The sequence below is a fragment of the Microbacterium daqui genome, from assembly GCF_050408675.1.
Lineage (GTDB): Bacteria > Actinomycetota > Actinomycetes > Actinomycetales > Microbacteriaceae > Microbacterium.
Map to the genome: position 1 here is coordinate 226,733 of NZ_JBNTKF010000001.1, position 18,280 is coordinate 245,012.

Sequence of the window (18,280 nt, forward strand, 5' to 3'; positions counted from 1 at the left end):
CATGCCGCAGCGAATCGTTCGCGTACTGATCGATTCGCCCCTGCCACAGCTTGACAGGCTGTTCGACTACACCGTTCCGGACGCACTCGAAAGCTCGGTGCAGCCGGGCGTTCGCCTCAGGGTGCCACTGCGTACCGTGGGACGAATTGTCGATGCCATCGCGATCGAAGTCGTCGCCGAGGCGAGCGTTGATCGCCCGCTCAGCGAAATCGATAGCGTCGTCTCAACCGCGTGCGTTGTTCCGCCGTTCCTCTACACGCTCGCGCGAAAGGTCGCCGATCGTGCCGGAGGCGCGGCGAACGACATTCTGCGTCTCGCCGTCCCCAAGCGTCAGGTGCGCGTTGAGAAGCAGTGGCTGACAGCGACGGAACCTGTTGCTGCGGTGGTTGCGGGCGACGCGGTTTCGTACGCAGACACGTTGGTTGACGACTTTCCTGGTCTAGCGGCCGCGGTCATCGCGCGCGAGCGTGTGGCCCTCACCGCGATTGCGCATCCCGTCACAACGAATGACGGCGGCACGGTGGGCGCCTGGGCGATGCTCGTGGCGGCACTGGCGACGCAGCGCCTTGCGAGCGGCGAGAGCACGATCGTCGTTGTTCCTGACTATCGTGATCAAGATGCGGTTATGACGGCGCTCAGCGACTTCGTCGCCGACGACGCTGTGGCGCGCGTGGACGCGCGTCAGTCTGGCCCCGACCGCTACCGCAGCTTCTTGCGAACACTCGCCGCGGCACCCGTCATCGTTGTGGGCAATCGTTCTGCGATCTATTCGCCCGTCGACGCGAGCCTCATCGTGATGTGGGATGACGGTGACAGCCTGCTTGAAGAGCCGCTTGCGCCGTACGTCCACTCGCGAGATGCCGCGCTCGTGCGCCAAGAACTGTCGGGCTGTGCATTGGTCTTCGCTGGCCACACCCGCACGTCCGATGTCGAGCGCCTGATCGCCCTCGGATACGTGACCGAGATTACGGCCGCTCGCCGGTATGCGCCGAGCACGGTCCTGACCGCTTCTACCGACAGCGAAGCTCCGGGCACGCGCATCCCATCGAGCGCCTATCGTGCGGTGCGCGAAGCACTGGCGACGGGCCCGGTCTTGGTGCAGGTGTCTCGCCCGGGTTATGCACCGGTGTTGGTGTGCGCGAAGTGCCGTACGCCCTCCAAGTGTGCGCACTGTTCCGGCCCGCTCCATGCGAAGGCTCGCGGCGCGGCGCCGCAGTGCCGTTGGTGCGGACGCACCGCGCACAGCTGGAAGTGCCCCGATTGTCAGTCGGTTAATGTGCGCCTCGCATCGTCGGGCAGTGAGCGCACGGCTGATGACCTGGGGCGCGCCTTTCCCGGTGCCCGTGTTGTCGTGTCAGACGGAGAGCACACGGTCATGGAAGTGGGGGAGAAGCCGGCCCTGGTTGTGGCGACACGCGGTGCTGAACCCATCGCCGCTGGCGGGTACCACGCCGTCCTCTTGCTCGACGGCGACCGCATGCTCATGAGCGACGACCTGCGTGTCGCCGAATCTTGCTTGCGGTGGTGGTCGAACGCCGCCGCTCTCGCCGCACCCGGCGCTCCCGTGCACCTCGTTGGTGTGACCGGAGACATCGCGCGCACGTTTGCGACGTGGACGCACGCGGCATTTGCCCAGTCCGAGCTTGCCGAGCGTGCGCCGCTGCGGATGCCTCCCACGTCTCGTGTCGCGATGCTCGAGGGCGACCACGAATCGCTCAGCACTGCACTCGCGAAGCTTCGTGACGACGTACCCCAATTGGCGCGTGACGCCGTGCTTGGCCCGCTACCGCTCGACGGCAACGGCGACGAGCTGGCTCGCACTCTCGTTCGCTACGACTATGCGCTAGGCCATGCCGTCGTGACTTCCCTTCGTGCGAGTGTTATCGCTGCGGCTGTCGCCGGCCGGCGCAGCACTCGCACCCGCCCGAATCGACCCCCGCGTGCGACGCTTAAGCTGCGCACCGACGTTGCCGATCCGCAACTTTAAGGACTCCCATGCGTATTGCATTTGCTGGCACGCCCGCCGTTGCTGTACCCACGCTTCGCGCGTTGGTCGCCGCGGGGCACGACGTGGCTGTGGTCATCACACGCCCGGACGCTCCGCTCGGGCGCAAGCGGGTTATGACGCCGTCTCCGATCGCCGATGCCGCTGCGGCGCTGGGCATTCCCGTCATCAAGGCCGCAAGACTCGATGCTGACGCGACCTCTGAGATCACCGCCTATGCGGTGGATCTCGGTGTCATCGTGGCGTATGGCGGGCTCGTTCGTGAGCCGCTGCTGAGTGCTCCGACGCACGGCTGGATCAATCTGCACTTCTCGCTGCTCCCGCTGTGGCGCGGTGCCGCGCCTGTACAGCGTTCGATGATGGCTAACGACGCCGTCACCGGCATCGCCGTCTTCCAACTCGTTGCCGCTCTTGATGCTGGCGATATTTTTGCCAGCCACGAGGTTCCGGTGCCCGCTGATGCCACCGCAGGCGAGTTCCTCGACGAACTTGCCGAACTCGGGGCACCCATCGTTGCTGACGTTGTTCGCGATATCGAAGCTGGCACCGCCGTCGCCGTCGCGCAGAGCGGTGAGCCCTCAGTTGCGGCGAAGCTCGACCGCGAAGATGGGCGCATTGAATGGAACCAGGAGTCCGGTGCTGTGTACGCGTACGTGCGCGGCGTGACGCCCGAGCCCGGCGCCTTCACGACCATTCACGGTGCGCCGCTCAAAGTGCTGCGAGCGGCCCGCTCCGGCAGTGTGGAACGGCCGGCTCCCGGTGAAATCCGTCTTGATGGCAAAGCTGTCATCGTGGGCACCGCTACCGCTCCACTTACTCTCGTGACCGTGCAACCCACCGGTAAAGCCGCGATGGCGGCCGCAGACTGGTGGCGCGGGCTCCGCATCGAATCGTTGAAGGCAGGATCATGACCACCTACGCCGCTCCCGCACGCCGCGTCGCCTACGAAGTCATTCACTCCGTGTCAACATCGGATGCGTACGCCAACCTGGCGTTGCCCGTGGCGATCCGTCGCCAGGCCCTCAGCCCGCAAGACGCCGGTTTCGCCACTGAGTTAACGTACGGCACGCTGCGCCGCCTGGGCACGTACGACGCGATCATCGAGATGGCCTCGAAACGTGGCATTGACAGTGTTGAGCCGGCCGTGCGCGACGCGTTGCGCCTGGGCGTGCACCAAGTGCTCGCGACCCGTGTAGCCGACCACGCTGCCGTCAACGAAACAGTGCAGCTCGTGCGTGACATGGTCGGCCAACGTGCCACCGGGTTCGCGAACGCCGTGATGCGCCGCGTTGTTGAGGCCGACTTCGACACCTGGATGACCCGGCTGGAAGATGCCGCACGCTCCGATGATGAACGAGTGTCGGTCACCGCATCGCACCCGGTATGGGTGATTCGTGCGTTCCGTCGCGCGCTGGCCGCCGAAGGGCGTGAAGACGAACTCGACGCACTGCTCGCCGCTGACAACGCCTCGCCCTCCGTCGTGATGACGGCCCTCCCTGGCCTTGCTGAGATTCCCGAAGACGCAACGCGCACGACGGGTTCGCCCGTGGGCTTTGTCAGCCCCGGCGGCGACCCGGCGACGATGGTGCGGGAATCTGAAGGACGCGTGCGCGTGCAAGACGAAGGGTCGCAGCTCGTGGCACTGGCGCTCGCACGCCACGGCGACGCCAAGCCGGGGGAGAAATGGCTTGACCTGTGCGCGGGCCCCGGCGGCAAGACCGCCATTCTCGCGGCGGAGGCACTGGCTGCCGGTGCAACGCTCGAGGCCAATGAGGTCACGCCCAAGCGAGCGGGCCTTGTGCGTCAGGCGCTGACGGGTATTCCGCTCGACGTCACGGTGCACGAAGAAGACGGTCGCGACTTCGCCGCGATGCGCCCGAACACGTATGACCGCATTCTGGTGGATGCGCCGTGCACGGGCCTCGGCGCGTTGCGTCGACGCCCGGAGTCCCGATGGCGCAAACAACCTGGCGACGTGGCTGATCTCGCCGATCTGCAGTTTGAACTGCTCGATGCGGCGCTCATGGCGCTGAAACCGGGCGGCACCATTGGGTACGTCACGTGCTCACCGCACCTTGCTGAGACAAACGGCGTGCTCACGCACCTCCGCCGCGCGGTGGGTGACGAGTTTGATGAGCTCGATGCGCGGGCTGCGGTGCAGGCCGTCTCGCTCACAGAACTTGACCTGCCTGCGCCAGCCGATGGTTCCGGGCGCGCCCAACTGTGGCCGCACCGTCATGGCACCGACGGTATGTTTCTAGCTTTACTCCAGAAGAAGGCGTGAGCCCGGCCATAATGGGAGGCGTGAGCGACGTGCGCATTAACCCCAGCATTCTGTCGGCCGACTTTGTCAACATGGAGCGTGACCTGCAGCGCATCGGCAACGCCGACTTTGTGCATGTCGACATCATGGACAACAACTTCGTGCCGAACCTCACGTTCGGTCCGCAAATGACCCAGCGCGTTCAAGATACGAGCCCGGTGCCGCTGGATGTGCATCTGATGATCAACGACTGCGACAAATGGGCACCGGCTTACGCAGAGCTGGGCGTTGCTTCCGTCACCTTTCACACGGAGGCGACGGTCGACCCGATCGCGACGGCGCGGCGCGTGCGCGACATTGGCGCGCGTGCGGGCATCGCGCTGCGGCCCGGAACACCGGCGGAGTTTCTGTACGACATCCTCGATGAGTTCGACCAGATTCTCGTCATGACGGTGGAGCCCGGCTTTGGCGGGCAGTCGTTCATGCCGGAGACCATGCCGAAGCTGTCGGCATTGGCTGCTCACGCGCGATCGGTGGGTTCCGAGGTGTGGTTGCAGGTTGATGGTGGCATCAATGTCGACACGATTGCCATCGCCGCCGAGAACGGCGCTGACACGTTTGTGGCGGGTTCAGCGGTGTTTGGTGCGGCCGATCCTGATGATGCGATCGTCACACTTCGTGGTTTGTGTGCAACGGCGTATCACCGGCACGGGAACCACTAGTACCCTAAGAGGGTGAAGACCTTCGACGATTTGTTTGCAGAGCTCAGCGACAAGGCGACCTCGGGAGAATCTGGTTCTCGCACGGTCGAACTCCTGGAAGCCGGCGTGCATACCATCGGCAAGAAAGTCGTGGAGGAAGCTGCTGAAGCCTGGATGGCTGCCGAGTACGAGTCAAACGACGACCTCGCGCTGGAAGTTTCCCAGTTGCTCTACCACGCCCAGGTTCTGATGCTGGCGAAGGGTATTACCCTCGCCGATGTTTACCGCCACCTGTAAAAACTTCACCCGAAAGCCCCCATGCTTCGTATTGCTGTGCCCAACAAGGGCTCCCTTTCTGACACGGCTTCGGCCATGCTCGCCGAGGCCGGTTACACCGGTCGTCGTGACCCCAAAGACCTGCACGTCATCGACACGCCTAACGATGTCGAGTTTTTCTACCTCCGCCCACGCGACATCGCGACGTACGTTGCTTCGGGCGCTCTCGATGTCGGTATCACCGGCCGCGACCTGCTGCTTGACGTGCGGATGCCGGCGCGTGAGATCGAAGCCCTCGGTTTCGGCGATTCGACGTTCCGGTTCGCGAGCCGCCCCGGTCGGTTCACTGACCTGAAAGACCTCGAAGGGTTCCGCGTCGCTACCGCCTACCCGGGTCTTGTCGACCGATTCCTTGACGAGCACGGCGTCGCCGTTGACCTGGTTCCGCTCGACGGCGCCGTAGAGTCTGCGGTCGACCTGGGCGTTGCTGACGCTGTCGCCGACGTGGTGTCCACCGGAACCACGCTGCGCCAAGCGGGGCTGGAGATCTTCGGTCCTGTGCTGCTCGAGTCCGAGGCCGTACTAATCGCGGGTCCGCAAGACGTTGAGGGCACCGAAACGCTCCTGCGCCGCCTGCGTGGCGTCATGGTTGCGCGCCGCTACGTTCTGATCGACTACGACCTGCCCTCACACCTTGTCGATCAGGCCGTTGCGCTCGCTCCCGGCATTGAATCGCCGACCATTTCGCCACTGCGTGACCCGGCTTGGGTTGCTGTGCGCGTGATGAGCCCGCGTAAGTCGGTTAACAAGGTGATGGATGACCTGTACGCCATTGGCGCCCGGGCCATTCTGGTCACGGCAATCGACGCGGCGAGACTCTAATGACCGTCGCCACCCGCGTCATTCCCTGCCTCGATGTTGCTGACGGCAAGGTCGTCAAGGGCGTCAACTTTCAGAACCTGAAAGAAATGGGCGACCCGGTCGAACTGGCCGCGCGCTATTTCGACGAGGGCGCCGATGAACTGACCTTCCTCGATGTCACCGCGACGGTTGATGACCGCTCGACAATGTACGACGTCGTGCGCCGCACCGCCGAACAAGTATTCATTCCGCTCACCGTCGGCGGCGGCGTGCGCAGCGTTGACGACGTTGCCCGGCTGCAAGCCGTCGGTGCCGACAAGGTGGGCGTGAACTCCGCCGCGATTGCGCGGCCCGAGCTCATTTCGGAGATTGCCGACCGCTTCGGCTCCCAAGTGCTCGTCCTTTCGCTCGATGTGAAGCGTTCGAGCGTCACCCACAGCGGATTCGTCGTCACGACGCACGGTGGCCGTAAAGAGACGATGATCGATGCCCTGGACTGGTCTCGCGAGGCGATGGAACGCGGCGCAGGGGAGTTGCTTGTCAACTCGATCGACGCCGACGGAACCAAGGCTGGGTTTGATCTGGAACTCATACGCTTGATGCGCGAGATTGCCTATGTTCCGGTCATTGCCTCCGGTGGTGCCGGAGCCGTGGAACACTTTGCTCCCGCTGTGGAGGCCGGTGCTGACGCGGTGCTCGCCGCGAGCGTTTTCCACTCGGGGCAATTCACGATCGGTGACGTCAAGACGGCGCTGCGTGAATCTGGAGTGTTGGTGCGATGACCCAGCCCCTCTTTTCGCAGGTCGTCTACAACAACGACGGCCTGGTTCCGGCCATCGTCCAACAGGCTGACACCAAAGAAGTGTTGATGTTGGCGTGGATGGATGAAGAAGCGCTCCGCCGCACCCTCACCGAGGGTCGCGTCACCTACTGGTCGCGCTCACGCGGCGAATACTGGCGCAAGGGCGACACGTCGGGCCACACCCAGACACTGGTTTCAGCGTCGTATGACTGCGACGGCGACACCCTGTTGCTCCAGGTTGAGCAGACCGGTGCCGCCTGCCACACCGGAACCCGTACGTGCTTCGACGACCGCGACCTGCGTTTGGATGATGCGGAATGACGAAGCGCGCACGACTTCTCAGCGTTTTGGGCATTCTGGCCGGCGGGCTTTTTGGGCTGATCGCCTCGACACAAACGTGGCTTGACGCCACGATCAATGATGGCGCAGCCGAACCGATCCACGTGGCCGGTGCCGGCGCCATCGCGCTGATGGCGCCGCTGAGCCTCGCCGCCATTGCCGCTGCCATTACGCTCGCCATCGCCGGAGTCGCCTTTCGGTACGTCCTCGGAGCCCTCGCCGTCATCATTGGTGCGGCCATGCTCGTGATGAACGTTCGCCTGATCACCGGTGCTTCTGCCCTCGATGTTGCGGCCGCTGTGACGGAAGCCACCGGTATCGCCGGGGACTCGGCGATTATCGCGATGGTGACGGAACTGACACTGACGCCGTGGGTGACGGTGACCGTTGTTGCCTGGTTGCTAATTACCGCGGGTGGGCTTCTCACACTGGTCACGGCAAAGTCCTGGGCGGCGTCCGGCAAGAAGTACCGCACGTCGACTGCGGGCACCGCGCACACCGGCCCGCTCGACAAAATCGATTCCTGGGACGATTTGAGCCGTGGGGAAGACCCCACACAGAGCGTCTGACCAGCGCGCGTACACAATCCCGATAGACTGAACATCCCTTAACGACTTTCTCGGAGGAGAACTATGAGCAACCCGATCGACGACCCCGGCCACGGACACTCGCCTGCCGCGTGGACCGCTGTGACGATCATGCTCGTCGCCTTTGGCGTCGGAACCTTTTTCTTCGTAACGCACAACCCGACGGGCGTCTACATCTCGGCTGGCCTGCTGGTAGTCGGCCTGCTCGTGGGCTGGCTGATGGCCAAGCTCGGTTGGGGTGTTAAGGGCCCGAAGTACGCTCCGAAGGCTCACTGATGGCACTCGCCGACCTGACGGCCGGCGCAGTCGCTGACGCAGAGGAGCGCGAAGCGCTCCGTCCGATCGCCGTGGTTGAGCGCGAAGCTTTGACGCGCCCCGCGGCGATTGACGCGTTGGCTGCATTGGCCCCGGCTGATGTTGTCAAGATTATCGCCGAGGTGAAGCGCGCTTCTCCGTCGCGCGGCGACCTTGCCGATATTCCTGATCCCGCACACCAGGCTGCTCTCTATGAGCAGGGTGGCGCCTCCGCGATCAGCGTGCTCACCGAGCGCCACAAGTTCAAGGGCAGCCTCGCTGACCTTGAGGCGGTGCGTGCTCGCGTTGGGCTGCCGGTGTTGCGTAAAGACTTCATCGCCACCGAGTATCAGGTGCTCGAGGCTCGCGCGGCGGGCGCCGACCTCGTGTTGCTGATTGTTGCGGCACTTGACCAAGCGACATTGGAGCGGCTGTACCGTCTGATTGTGTCGCTGGGTATGACGCCCCTCGTCGAAACGCACTCGGCCGAAGAACTCGAGCGCGCGAAGGCGATCGGCGCGAAGCTGATCGGCGTGAACGCTCGTAACCTCACGACATTCGAGCTCGACCGCGACCTCTTCGGCACGCTGGTAGACGCCTTCCCAGCTGACGCCATCAAGATCGCAGAGTCTGCCGTTCTCACCCCGGCCGATGTTGCGCACTATCGTGCGGCCGGTGCCGACGTGGTGCTGATTGGTGAGGCTTTGGTTACCGGCGATCCGGTAGCCACCCTGAAACAATTCCTGGCGGTATAAGCATGAGTCTTCGTGACGAACACGGACCCTTCTTCGGCGACTTCGGCGGGCGTTACATGCCCGAATCGCTCATTGCGGCGATAGATGAACTCACTGTCGTATGGGAAGAGGCTATGGCTGACCCTGCGTTCATCGCGGAGTACCGTGAGTTGCTGCGCTCCTACGCGGGCCGGCCCTCGGTCATCACCGAGGTTCCGCGGTTTGCCGAACACGCGGGTGGCGCACGCATCATTCTGAAGCGTGAAGACCTCAACCACACTGGTTCACACAAGATCAACAACGTTCTCGGCCAGGCACTTCTCACGAAGCGCCTCGGCAAGACACGAGTGATCGCCGAGACCGGCGCCGGTCAGCACGGTGTCGCCACGGCGACCGCTGCCGCGCTCTTTGGTCTCGAGTGCACGATCTACATGGGTGAGGTAGACACCGAGCGCCAGGCTCTCAACGTCGCCCGCATGCGGTTGCTCGGCGCTGAAGTCATTGCCGTCAAGACCGGTTCGCGCACGCTGAAAGATGCGATCAACGACGCCTACCGTGACTGGGTCGCGACGGTAGAGACAACCAACTACATCTTCGGTACTGCGGCTGGCCCGCACCCGTTCCCGGCGATGGTTCAGGGCTTCCAAGCCATCATCAGTGAAGAAGCACGCGCGCAGATTCTCGACCTGACCGGCCAGCTGCCGAACGCGGTTGTTGCTGCGGTCGGTGGTGGCTCGAACGCCATTGGTATGTTTGATGCATTCCTCGACGACGAAGGCGTAGCGCTGTACGGCGTCGAAGCTGCCGGCGACGGTGTCGACACGGTACGTCACGCCGCGTCAATCGAGCGTGGCCGCCCCGGCGTGCTTCACGGCTCGAAGACATACGTTCTGCAAGACGAAGACGGCCAGACGATCGAATCGCACTCGATTTCTGCGGGTCTCGACTACCCGGGGGTCGGCCCCGCGCACGCATGGCTCGCTTCAATCGGTCGTGCCGAGTACATTCCGGCGACGGACGATGAAGCAATGCAGGCATTGCGTTTGCTGAGCCGTACCGAAGGCATCATTCCCGCAATCGAATCGGCGCACGCACTCGCTGGCGCCATTCGCCTCGGGAAGGAGCTCGGCCCAGATGCCACGATCGCCGTATGCCTCTCCGGCCGCGGCGACAAAGACATGGATACCGCTGCGCGGTACTTCGATCTGTACGACAAGGAGCAGGCATGAGCCGCGTCGAAGCGGCGATCGCCGCAGCCGAGGCTGAGGGCCGCGGTGTTCTGATCGGGTACCTCCCCGCCGGATTCCCCGACCGTGAAACCTCGATTGAGGCCGCCGTTGCTCTCGCCGAGAACGGCGCCGACATCATCGAGCTCGGCCCACCGTACTCCGACCCGGTGATGGATGGCGAAGTAATCCAACAGGCAACGCAGCAGGTGCTCGCGCAAGGCTTCCGCCTCGCCGACCTTTTTCCGACGATCAAGGCCATCACGGAGCGCATCGACATTCCGGTCGTCGTCATGACGTACTGGAACCCGGTCATCCAGTATGGCGTTGACCGCTACGCCGACGACCTGTTGGCCGCCGGTGGTGCCGGGCTGATCACGCCCGACATCACGCCAGAAGCTGCTACAGAGTGGATTGCCGCGAGCAAGCGCACCGGGCTCGATCGCATCTTCCTGGCCGCACCGACATCTACCGAAGAGCGCCTCAAGATGATCGTCGATAACTCGACGGGCTTCGTGTACACGGTCTCGACGATGGGTATCACGGGGGAGCGCGCCCAGCTCGACGCGGCCGCCCGCACCCTCGTCGGTCGTCTGCGTCAGTACGGGCCGCTCCGCGCGTGCGTCGGCATCGGAATCTCCACCCCTGAGCAGATCGCGGGCGTGCTCGAATATGCCGACGGCGCGATCGTCGGAACCGCGTTGGTGCGTTCGCTGCGCGACAACGGTGTTGAGGGTCTCGCTGCCACGACCCGCGCACTGGCCGCCGGTAAACCTCGTCCTCGCGCCTAGAGCGCCCCAAAAGACACGGAAGTAGACTTCTCACATGCAGTCCTTCGCAAACAGCGTTGCCACGAGTATCCCGAGCCCTGATATCAACAGCTTCACGGTGGGTCCGTTCACGATCTACTTCTACGCGTTGTGCATCATCGCCGGCATTATCGTCGCGACGTTCATGACGAACCACCGACTCACCAAGCGCGGTGCTGAGCCGTGGGTGGTCATCGACATCATTCTGATCGCGGTGCCGCTTGCCCTCGTTGGTGCGCGTCTCTTCCACGTGTTCACGCACTTTGACGACTACTTCGGCCCCGAAGTAACTGACCCCTGGGCGTGGGTCAAGATTTGGGAGGGTGGCATCGCCATCTACGGCTCCCTGATCGGTGGCGCTATCGGTGCGTGGCTTGGTTGCCGCTGGACGGGCATTCGCTTTACAACGTTCGCTGACGCGCTGGCTCCGGGCATGCTGCTCGCACAGGCCATGGGCCGCTTTGGCAACTGGTTCAACCAGGAGCTCTTTGGCCTCCCCACCGACCTGCCGTGGGGTCTGGAGATCGCTCCTGGCAACCCCGCACTGCCGATCGGCGCCGCACCCGGCACGCTGTACCACCCCACGTTCCTCTACGAAGTGATCTGGAACGTGATGGGTGTCGTCGTGCTGCTGTGGCTGGGTCGTAAGGCCAGCATGCAGTGGGGCCGCCTCTTCGCGACCTACCTCATTTGGTATTCGGCTGGCCGCGTCGTTTGGGAGTCGATCCGTATCGACCCGAGCGAAATCATCCTCGGCCTGCGCACGAACGTTTGGTCGGCCATCATCGGTATCGTCGTCGGCCTGATCGTGCTGTTCATCCAACGCCGCCACTATGGCCTGGAGCCGTCGCCGTACGTGCCCGGTCGTGAGCCGGAGGGCAAGGCAGCCGATGTCGAGTACGTCGACACTTCCGCTCCGGAAGGTGCGGTTCAGGCCCCTGAGACCACCAAGGCGTAGCGCAACACGCCGTTCAGAAAGTCGTGAAGAAATATTTCTTCACGACTTTCTGCTTTTTCTGCAGCCGCACTCGTGGTTCCGCTCAGGAACTGACGAGTGGCGGAAAGACGGGGAGAAGCGGCCCTCAGGTTTCTGCGCACGGAACCATCGAGCGGGCTGCACGAAAGCGCATGGTTTCGCAGGTTTTGGGGATGGTCATGAGCGCGAAAATCAAAATGCTAGGATTTCAAAACAATCTCCCGATGGGTCGATGTGAGAGAACCTCCCACTGACTTTCATCAGCTCCGGTCGCCACAAGCTCGCCCGAATTTGCCTGATGTTTATGCAGGCTTCCGCACTTGGGCCAACGTCGTCCGAGTCATTGACCGCCACTTTTGTGAGGACGACTTCTATGTCTTCGACCCGTCAGCCGAGCCTCGTGGGTAATTTTCCTGCGAAGCAAGGCATGTACAACCCCGCGTTCGAGAAAGACGCCTGCGGGTTGGCCATGGTTGCCACGTTGCGTGGTGAAGCCGGACACGACATTGTTGCGTTGGCGCTGGAGGCGCTACGCAACCTCGAGCACCGTGGAGCCATTGGCTCTGACGCCGGTACCGGCGATGGCGCTGGCATTCTCACGCAGATGCCCGACGCTTTCTTCCGCGACGTTCTCGAGTTCGAGCTGCCTGTGGTCGGCGAGTACGCCGCAGGCATGGCTTTTCTGCCGCTCGACGAGCAGGAGCGCGAGGCACAGAAGCGTGGCGTCGAAGCGATCGCTGCGTCTGAGGGCCTGACCGTTCTGGGATGGCGCCTCGTGCCGACCGCGCCCGCGAACCTCGGCAAGCTCGCCTACAACGCACGCCCGCAGTGCGAACAGCTCTTCCTTTCTCGGCCGGCAGTCGGTGGCGCTCCGGCTATGAGCGGCGTTGAACTTGACCGTTTGGCCTACCGTCTACGCGCCCGTGCTCGAACCGAGCAGGGCGCGTATTTTGTTTCCCTCTCGTCGCGCACGCTCGGCTACAAGGGTATGGTCACGACGTTGCAGCTGGAGCCGTTCTACCCCGACCTGCAGGATGAGCGCTTCGCAAGCGAGCTCGCCGTCGTGCACTCGCGCTATTCGACAAATACGTTCCCGTCATGGCCGCTCGCACAGCCGCTGCGCATGCTCGCCCACAACGGCGAAATCAACACTGTCAGCGGCAACCGCAACTGGATGCGTGCCCGCCAGTCGCAGCTCGAGTCTGAACTGCTGGGTGATATGGCACCACTCCTGCCGATCTGCACCCCCGGTGTGAGTGACTCAGCGTCGTTCGACGAGGTGCTCGAGCTGCTCACCCTCACCGGCCGGAGCTTGCCGCACGCCATCATGATGATGGTTCCGGAGGCCTACGAAAAGCAGTCCGACATTGACCCGAAGCTGCGCGCCTTCTACGAGTTCCACTCGATGCAGATGGAGCCGTGGGATGGCCCGGCAGCGCTCATCTTCACCGACGGCACGGTTGTTGGCGCAACCCTCGACCGCAACGGTCTACGCCCCGGGCGCTGGACCGAAACGAAGGACGGGCTGATCGTCATCGGCTCGGAGACAGGCGTGCTGGAGTTTGAGCCCGACCGCATCAAGCGCCGTGGCCGCCTGCAGCCGGGCCGCATGTTCCTCGTCGACACGGCGCAGCGCCGCATTGTCAAAGACGACGAAATCAAAGAAGACCTCGCCAACCTGCACCCGTGGGAAGAATGGCTGGAAGGCGCCGTTCGCCTTGACGATCTGCCCGAACGCGAGCACATCGTGCACCCCGCCGCCTCGATCACGCGCCGCCAGCGCACCTTCGGCTACACCGAAGAAGAGGTGCGCACACTGCTCGCACCGATGGGACAGCACGGGGCAGAACCACTGGGTGCGATGGGATCGGACACCCCGATTGCCGTGCTCAGCGACCGCCCGCGCCTCCTGTTCGACTACTTCGTGCAGCAGTTCGCGCAGGTCACCAACCCTCCACTCGACTCGATCCGCGAAGAGGTCGTCACTTCGCTGCGCATGGGTATTGGGCCGGAGCGCAATCTGCTGACGTGGGGCCCTGAGCACGCGCAGAGCGTGACGCTCGACTTCCCGGTCATCGACAACGATGAGCTCGCGAAGATCCAGCACATCCACAAGGCGCTACCGAAACGCAAGAGCGTGACGCTCAAGGGTCTCTACCACTTTGATGCGGGCCCCGGAACCATGCAGAAGCGCATCGAGGAGATGTGCGCTGAAGCGGATGCGGCGATCGAAGCCGGAGCCGAGTTCTTGATTCTCAGCGACCGTGACAGTAACAAAGACCTGGTTCCGATTCCGTCGCTGCTGATGACGGCAGCCGTCCACCACCACCTGATTCGCAACGAGACCCGCATGAAAGTGGGGCTCGTGATTGAGGCCGGTGACGTGCGCGAAGTGCACCACGTTGCCACGCTCATCGGATACGGCGCCTCGGCAGTGAACCCGTATCTCGCGATGGAGACCGTGGAGTGGCTGGTCCGTACCGGTCGCATCACCGACGTGACCGAGCAAAAGGCCGTCAAGAATCTCATCTACGCGCTCGGCAAGGGCGTGCTCAAGGTCATGAGCAAGATGGGTATCTCGACCGTGCGCTCGTACGCCGGCGCCCAGGTGTTCGAGGCGATCGGCCTGTCGCAAGACGTCATCGACATTTACTTCACCGGTACCGAGTCCAAGCTCGGTGGCATCGGCATTGAAGACATCGCGAACGAAAACCAAGCGCGCCACGACTTCGCTTACCCCGAAGACACTGCTGTTCGTGCCCACGAACGCCTGTGGACGGGTGGCGAATACCAGTGGCGCCGCGAAGGCCCGCCGCACCTCTTCAACCCGGAGACGGTGTTCCGCCTACAGCACTCCACGCGCACGCGTCGCTACGACATCTTCCGTGAGTACACGAAGATGGTCGACGATCAGGCGGCAGAGTTGAAGACGCTCCGCGGCATGATTTCGCTGCGTAGCGGTGTGCGGCCGCGCGTGCCGCTTGATGAGGTGGAGCCGGTCTCCGAGATCGTGAAGCGCTTCTCGACCGGTGCCATGAGCTATGGCTCGATTTCGCAAGAGGCGCACGAGACTCTCGCGATTGCCATGAACCGTCTCGGTGGCAAGAGCAACACCGGTGAGGGTGGCGAAGACGTTGACCGTCTGCTCGACCCAGAGCGCCGGAGCGCCATCAAGCAGGTGGCATCGGGACGCTTTGGTGTCACGAGCCTGTACCTCACCGAGGCCGAAGACATCCAGATCAAACTTGCGCAGGGAGCCAAGCCCGGTGAGGGTGGTCAGTTGCCGCCGGAAAAGGTGTACCCATGGGTTGCCCGCACTCGTGGTGGCACGCCCGGTGTCGGTCTCATTTCACCGCCGCCGCACCACGATATTTACTCGATCGAAGACCTCAAGCAGCTCATTTTCGACCTGAAGCGCGCCAACCCGTCGGCCCGTATTCATACGAAGCTGGTGAGTCAGTCGGGTATCGGCGCGGTTGCCGCCGGTGTGGCGAAGGCGCTGAGCGACGTCGTGTTGGTCTCCGGTCACGATGGTGGCACGGGTGCGAGCCCCGTCAACTCGCTCAAGCACGCGGGTTCGCCGTGGGAGCTGGGTCTGGCCGAAACGCAACAGACGCTCATGCTCAACAACATGCGCGACCGCGTTGTGGTGCAGGTGGATGGTCAGCTCAAGACCGGCCGCGACGTTGTCATCGGTGCTCTGCTGGGCGCTGAGGAGTTCGGTTTTGCGACCGCGCCGCTCGTGGTCAGCGGCTGCATCATGATGCGCGTGTGTCACCTCGACACGTGTCCGGTTGGCGTTGCGACGCAAAACCCGGTGCTGCGTTCGCGCTTCAGCGGCAAGCCGGAGTTCGTCATCAACTTCATGGAGTTCATCGCTGAAGAGGTGCGTGAGTATCTGGCTGAGCTTGGTTTCCGCACGCTCGATGAGGCCGTCGGCCACGCCGAGCTGCTCGACACCGACGGTGCGATAGCACACTGGAAGGCGCGGGGCCTTGACCTCACGCCGATCTTGGTGGGCCCCGAGTTACCGGAAGACGCGCCGCGCAAGCACCTCCGTGACCAGGATCACGAGCTGGAAAAACACTTCGACGTGGCTCTCCTGGAGCACGCGCGTCCGGTGATCGAGCACGGGGGACAGGTCACGATCGACCTGCCGATCCGCAACACCGAGCGCGCTGTCGGCACCCTTCTCGGTCACTACGTGACGAAGAAGCATGGTGAGCACGGCCTCCCGCACGACTCCATCGTCGTCAACCTCACTGGTTCCGCTGGCCAATCCTTCGGCGCCTTCCTGCCGGCCGGCATTACGCTGCGTCTCGAGGGCGACTCGAACGACTACGTCGGCAAGGGGCTTTCCGGCGGCCAAATCGCGGTGTTGCCGCCGCGTGACGCGACGTTCGACGCCGCCCGCAACGTGATTGCCGGCAACGTGATTGGCTACGGTGCAACACAGGGAACCATGTTCTTGCGAGGCGTCGTCGGCGAGCGCTTCCTGGTGCGCAACTCCGGCGCGACCGCGGTCGTTGAGGGTGTGGGCGACCACGCGCTGGAGTACATGACCGGCGGTCTCGCGGTGATTCTCGGTAAGACTGGCCGCAACTTTGGTGCGGGCATGTCGGGCGGAACCGCGTATGTGTACCGCTTGCGCCGCGAATTGGTGAACCGCGACGCGCTGCGCTCGGGGGAGCTCGAGATTCAGACGCTCGGTGCCGCCGACCGTGAGATCTTGCGCGACCTGCTGACCCGCCACCAGACAACGACCGGCTCGTCGCGTGCCGCATCGCTCCTGGCGAACTTCCACGACGAAGCCCCGAACTTCGTTCGTGTTGTGCCGCGTGACTACGCGGCCGTTCTCAAAACTCGTCAAGACGCCGCAGCCGAGGGACTCGACCCCGACGGCACGGTCGTCTGGAATCGCATTTTGGAGGTGACAGGTGGCTGATCCGAGGGGCTTCCTGAAGGTAACGGAGCGCGAGCTCCCCAAGCGTCGACCGGTGCCGGTTCGCATCATGGACTGGAAAGAGGTGTACGAACCCGGCGACAAGGCCGTGCTTCGCCGACAGGCAGGGCGCTGCATGGACTGTGGCGTACCGTTTTGCCACCAGGGCTGCCCACTCGGCAACCTGATTCCGGAGTGGAACGACCTCACGTGGCGCGGCGAAGGCCGGCAGGCCATTGAGCGCCTGCATGCGACGAACAACTTCCCGGAGTTCACGGGGCGTCTCTGCCCGGCGCCGTGTGAAAGCTCGTGCGTGCTCGGTATCAACCAGCCCGCCGTGACGATCAAGCAAATCGAGGTTTCAACCATTGATGAGGCCTTTGCCAATGGGTGGGTGCAGGCGCAACCACCCGGGCGCATCACCGGCAAGACGGTCGCTGTTGTTGGTTCCGGCCCCGCGGGCCTCGCCGCAGCCCAGCAGCTGACCCGTGCCGGGCACACCGTCGCGGTGTTTGAGCGTGACGACCGTATCGGCGGTTTGCTGCGCTACGGCATCCCCGACTTCAAGATGGAGAAGTCTCACATTGAAGACCGCATCCGTCAGATGCAGGATGAGGGAACGCGTTTCCGCGGCGGCGTTGAGATCGGTAAGGACATCACATGGGCGCAACTGCGCGATCGCTACGACGCCGTGATCGTGGCCACGGGTTGCACTGTTCCCCGTGACCTGGCTATTCCCGGGCGCGATCTGCCCGGCGTGCACTTCGCGATGGAGTACCTCGTCGAGTCGAACAAGGTCGTCGCGGGCGACACGGTTGCCAACCAGATCACCGCAGCGGGCAAGCACGTCGTGGTGATCGGTGGTGGCGACACGGGTGCCGACTGCATCGGCACCGCACACCGTCAGGGCGCGCTGAGCGTAACAAACCTCGCGATCGGTCGTCAGCCCGGCGAAGAGCGGCCAGAACACCAGCCGTGGCCCATGATGCCGACCATTTTCGAAGTGCAATCTGCGCACGAAGAGGGTGGAGAACGTGTCTATCTCGCGTCGACCGTCGAATTCTTGGCGAATGATGCGGGGGAGGTGCGCGCACTGCGTGTCGCCGAAACCGAGTTCGTCGACGGCAAACGCGTGCCGAAATCGGGCACCGAGCGTGAGATCCCTGCCGACCTAATCTTGATCGCGATGGGCTTCACCGGAGCCGAGCGCGACACGCTGGAACCCCAGATCAAGGCACCCTTCACGAACCGCGGCACGGTGGCGCGTGAAGACGACTTCCACACGTCCCTTCCCGGTGTTTTCGTTGCCGGTGACGCTGGCCGCGGCCAGTCGCTCATCGTGTGGGCAATCGCTGAGGGGCGTGCGGCAGCGGCGCACGCTGACGCGTATCTGATGGGTACGACGTCACTGCCTGCGCCGGTCCGGGCGAGTGATGTCGCTATTGGACTACCGCATCAGTAGGCT

General features: G+C 63.7%; 16 protein-coding genes. All 16 read left to right on the plus strand.

Annotation, left to right across the window (positions count from 1 at the left end):
- Position 1 precedes the first annotated feature (1 nt).
- A complete protein-coding gene (locus ACQUSY_RS01050) occupies positions 2 to 1,987 on the plus strand; it encodes a primosomal protein N' family DNA-binding protein (protein WP_428902664.1) in 1,986 nt (661 codons plus the stop codon).
- Between the two features lie 8 nt (positions 1,988 to 1,995).
- Positions 1,996 to 2,916: a methionyl-tRNA formyltransferase gene (gene fmt / locus ACQUSY_RS01055; RefSeq protein ID WP_428902665.1), complete on the plus strand. Its 921-nt coding sequence runs from the start codon at positions 1,996 to 1,998 to the stop codon at positions 2,914 to 2,916.
- Positions 2,913 to 4,289 carry an RsmB/NOP family class I SAM-dependent RNA methyltransferase gene (locus ACQUSY_RS01060; RefSeq protein WP_428902666.1) on the plus strand — a complete coding sequence of 459 codons (1,377 nt, stop codon included), beginning with the start codon at positions 2,913 to 2,915 and terminating at the stop codon, positions 4,287 to 4,289. Before fmt ends, ACQUSY_RS01060 begins: the two co-directional genes overlap by 4 nt.
- Before the next feature lie 11 nt (positions 4,290 to 4,300).
- Positions 4,301 to 4,990: a ribulose-phosphate 3-epimerase gene (gene rpe, locus ACQUSY_RS01065; RefSeq protein WP_428902736.1), complete on the plus strand. Its 690-nt coding sequence runs from the start codon at positions 4,301 to 4,303 to the stop codon at positions 4,988 to 4,990.
- Between the two features lie 12 nt (positions 4,991 to 5,002).
- Entirely contained in the window at positions 5,003 to 5,266 is a 264-nt protein-coding gene (locus ACQUSY_RS01070; protein WP_428902667.1) for a phosphoribosyl-ATP diphosphatase, read from the plus strand.
- A gap of 21 nt (positions 5,267 to 5,287) precedes the next feature.
- On the plus strand, positions 5,288 to 6,127 hold the full coding sequence (gene hisG / locus ACQUSY_RS01075; RefSeq protein WP_428902668.1) for an ATP phosphoribosyltransferase: 840 nt from the start codon (positions 5,288 to 5,290) through the stop codon (positions 6,125 to 6,127).
- Complete coding sequence (gene hisF / locus ACQUSY_RS01080) at positions 6,127 to 6,888, plus strand: imidazole glycerol phosphate synthase subunit HisF (protein ID WP_428902669.1); 762 nt, start codon at positions 6,127 to 6,129, stop codon at positions 6,886 to 6,888. The genes hisG and hisF overlap by 1 nt, the downstream gene beginning before the upstream one ends.
- Complete coding sequence (gene hisI / locus ACQUSY_RS01085) at positions 6,885 to 7,229, plus strand: phosphoribosyl-AMP cyclohydrolase (protein ID WP_428902670.1); 345 nt, start codon at positions 6,885 to 6,887, stop codon at positions 7,227 to 7,229. Before hisF ends, hisI begins: the two co-directional genes overlap by 4 nt.
- Positions 7,226 to 7,816, plus strand: a complete 591-nt coding sequence (locus tag ACQUSY_RS01090; RefSeq protein WP_428902671.1) for a Trp biosynthesis-associated membrane protein — start codon at positions 7,226 to 7,228, stop codon at positions 7,814 to 7,816. The genes hisI and ACQUSY_RS01090 overlap by 4 nt, the downstream gene beginning before the upstream one ends.
- Positions 7,817 to 7,879: 63 nt before the next feature.
- The gene (locus ACQUSY_RS01095; protein WP_428902672.1) at positions 7,880 to 8,110 is read left to right on the plus strand and encodes an HGxxPAAW family protein; all 231 of its coding nucleotides are present in this window, start codon (positions 7,880 to 7,882) and stop codon (positions 8,108 to 8,110) included.
- Positions 8,110 to 8,883, plus strand: coding sequence for an indole-3-glycerol phosphate synthase TrpC (gene trpC, locus ACQUSY_RS01100; RefSeq protein WP_428902673.1), 774 nt, complete (start codon positions 8,110 to 8,112; stop codon positions 8,881 to 8,883). Before ACQUSY_RS01095 ends, trpC begins: the two co-directional genes overlap by 1 nt.
- 2 nt (positions 8,884 to 8,885) lie before the next feature.
- Complete coding sequence (gene trpB, locus ACQUSY_RS01105; protein ID WP_428902674.1) at positions 8,886 to 10,091, plus strand: tryptophan synthase subunit beta; 1,206 nt, start codon at positions 8,886 to 8,888, stop codon at positions 10,089 to 10,091.
- Entirely contained in the window at positions 10,088 to 10,879 is a 792-nt protein-coding gene (trpA, locus tag ACQUSY_RS01110; RefSeq protein ID WP_428902675.1) for a tryptophan synthase subunit alpha, read from the plus strand. Before trpB ends, trpA begins: the two co-directional genes overlap by 4 nt.
- 34 nt (positions 10,880 to 10,913) lie before the next feature.
- The gene (gene lgt, locus ACQUSY_RS01115; RefSeq protein ID WP_428902676.1) at positions 10,914 to 11,855 is read left to right on the plus strand and encodes a prolipoprotein diacylglyceryl transferase; all 942 of its coding nucleotides are present in this window, start codon (positions 10,914 to 10,916) and stop codon (positions 11,853 to 11,855) included.
- A 391-nt stretch (positions 11,856 to 12,246) separates the two neighbouring features.
- On the plus strand, positions 12,247 to 16,818 hold the full coding sequence (gltB, locus tag ACQUSY_RS01120) for a glutamate synthase large subunit (RefSeq protein ID WP_428902677.1): 4,572 nt from the start codon (positions 12,247 to 12,249) through the stop codon (positions 16,816 to 16,818).
- The gene (locus tag ACQUSY_RS01125; RefSeq protein ID WP_428902678.1) at positions 16,811 to 18,277 is read left to right on the plus strand and encodes a glutamate synthase subunit beta; all 1,467 of its coding nucleotides are present in this window, start codon (positions 16,811 to 16,813) and stop codon (positions 18,275 to 18,277) included. Before gltB ends, ACQUSY_RS01125 begins: the two co-directional genes overlap by 8 nt.
- The last annotated feature ends 3 nt before the right edge of the window (positions 18,278 to 18,280 follow it).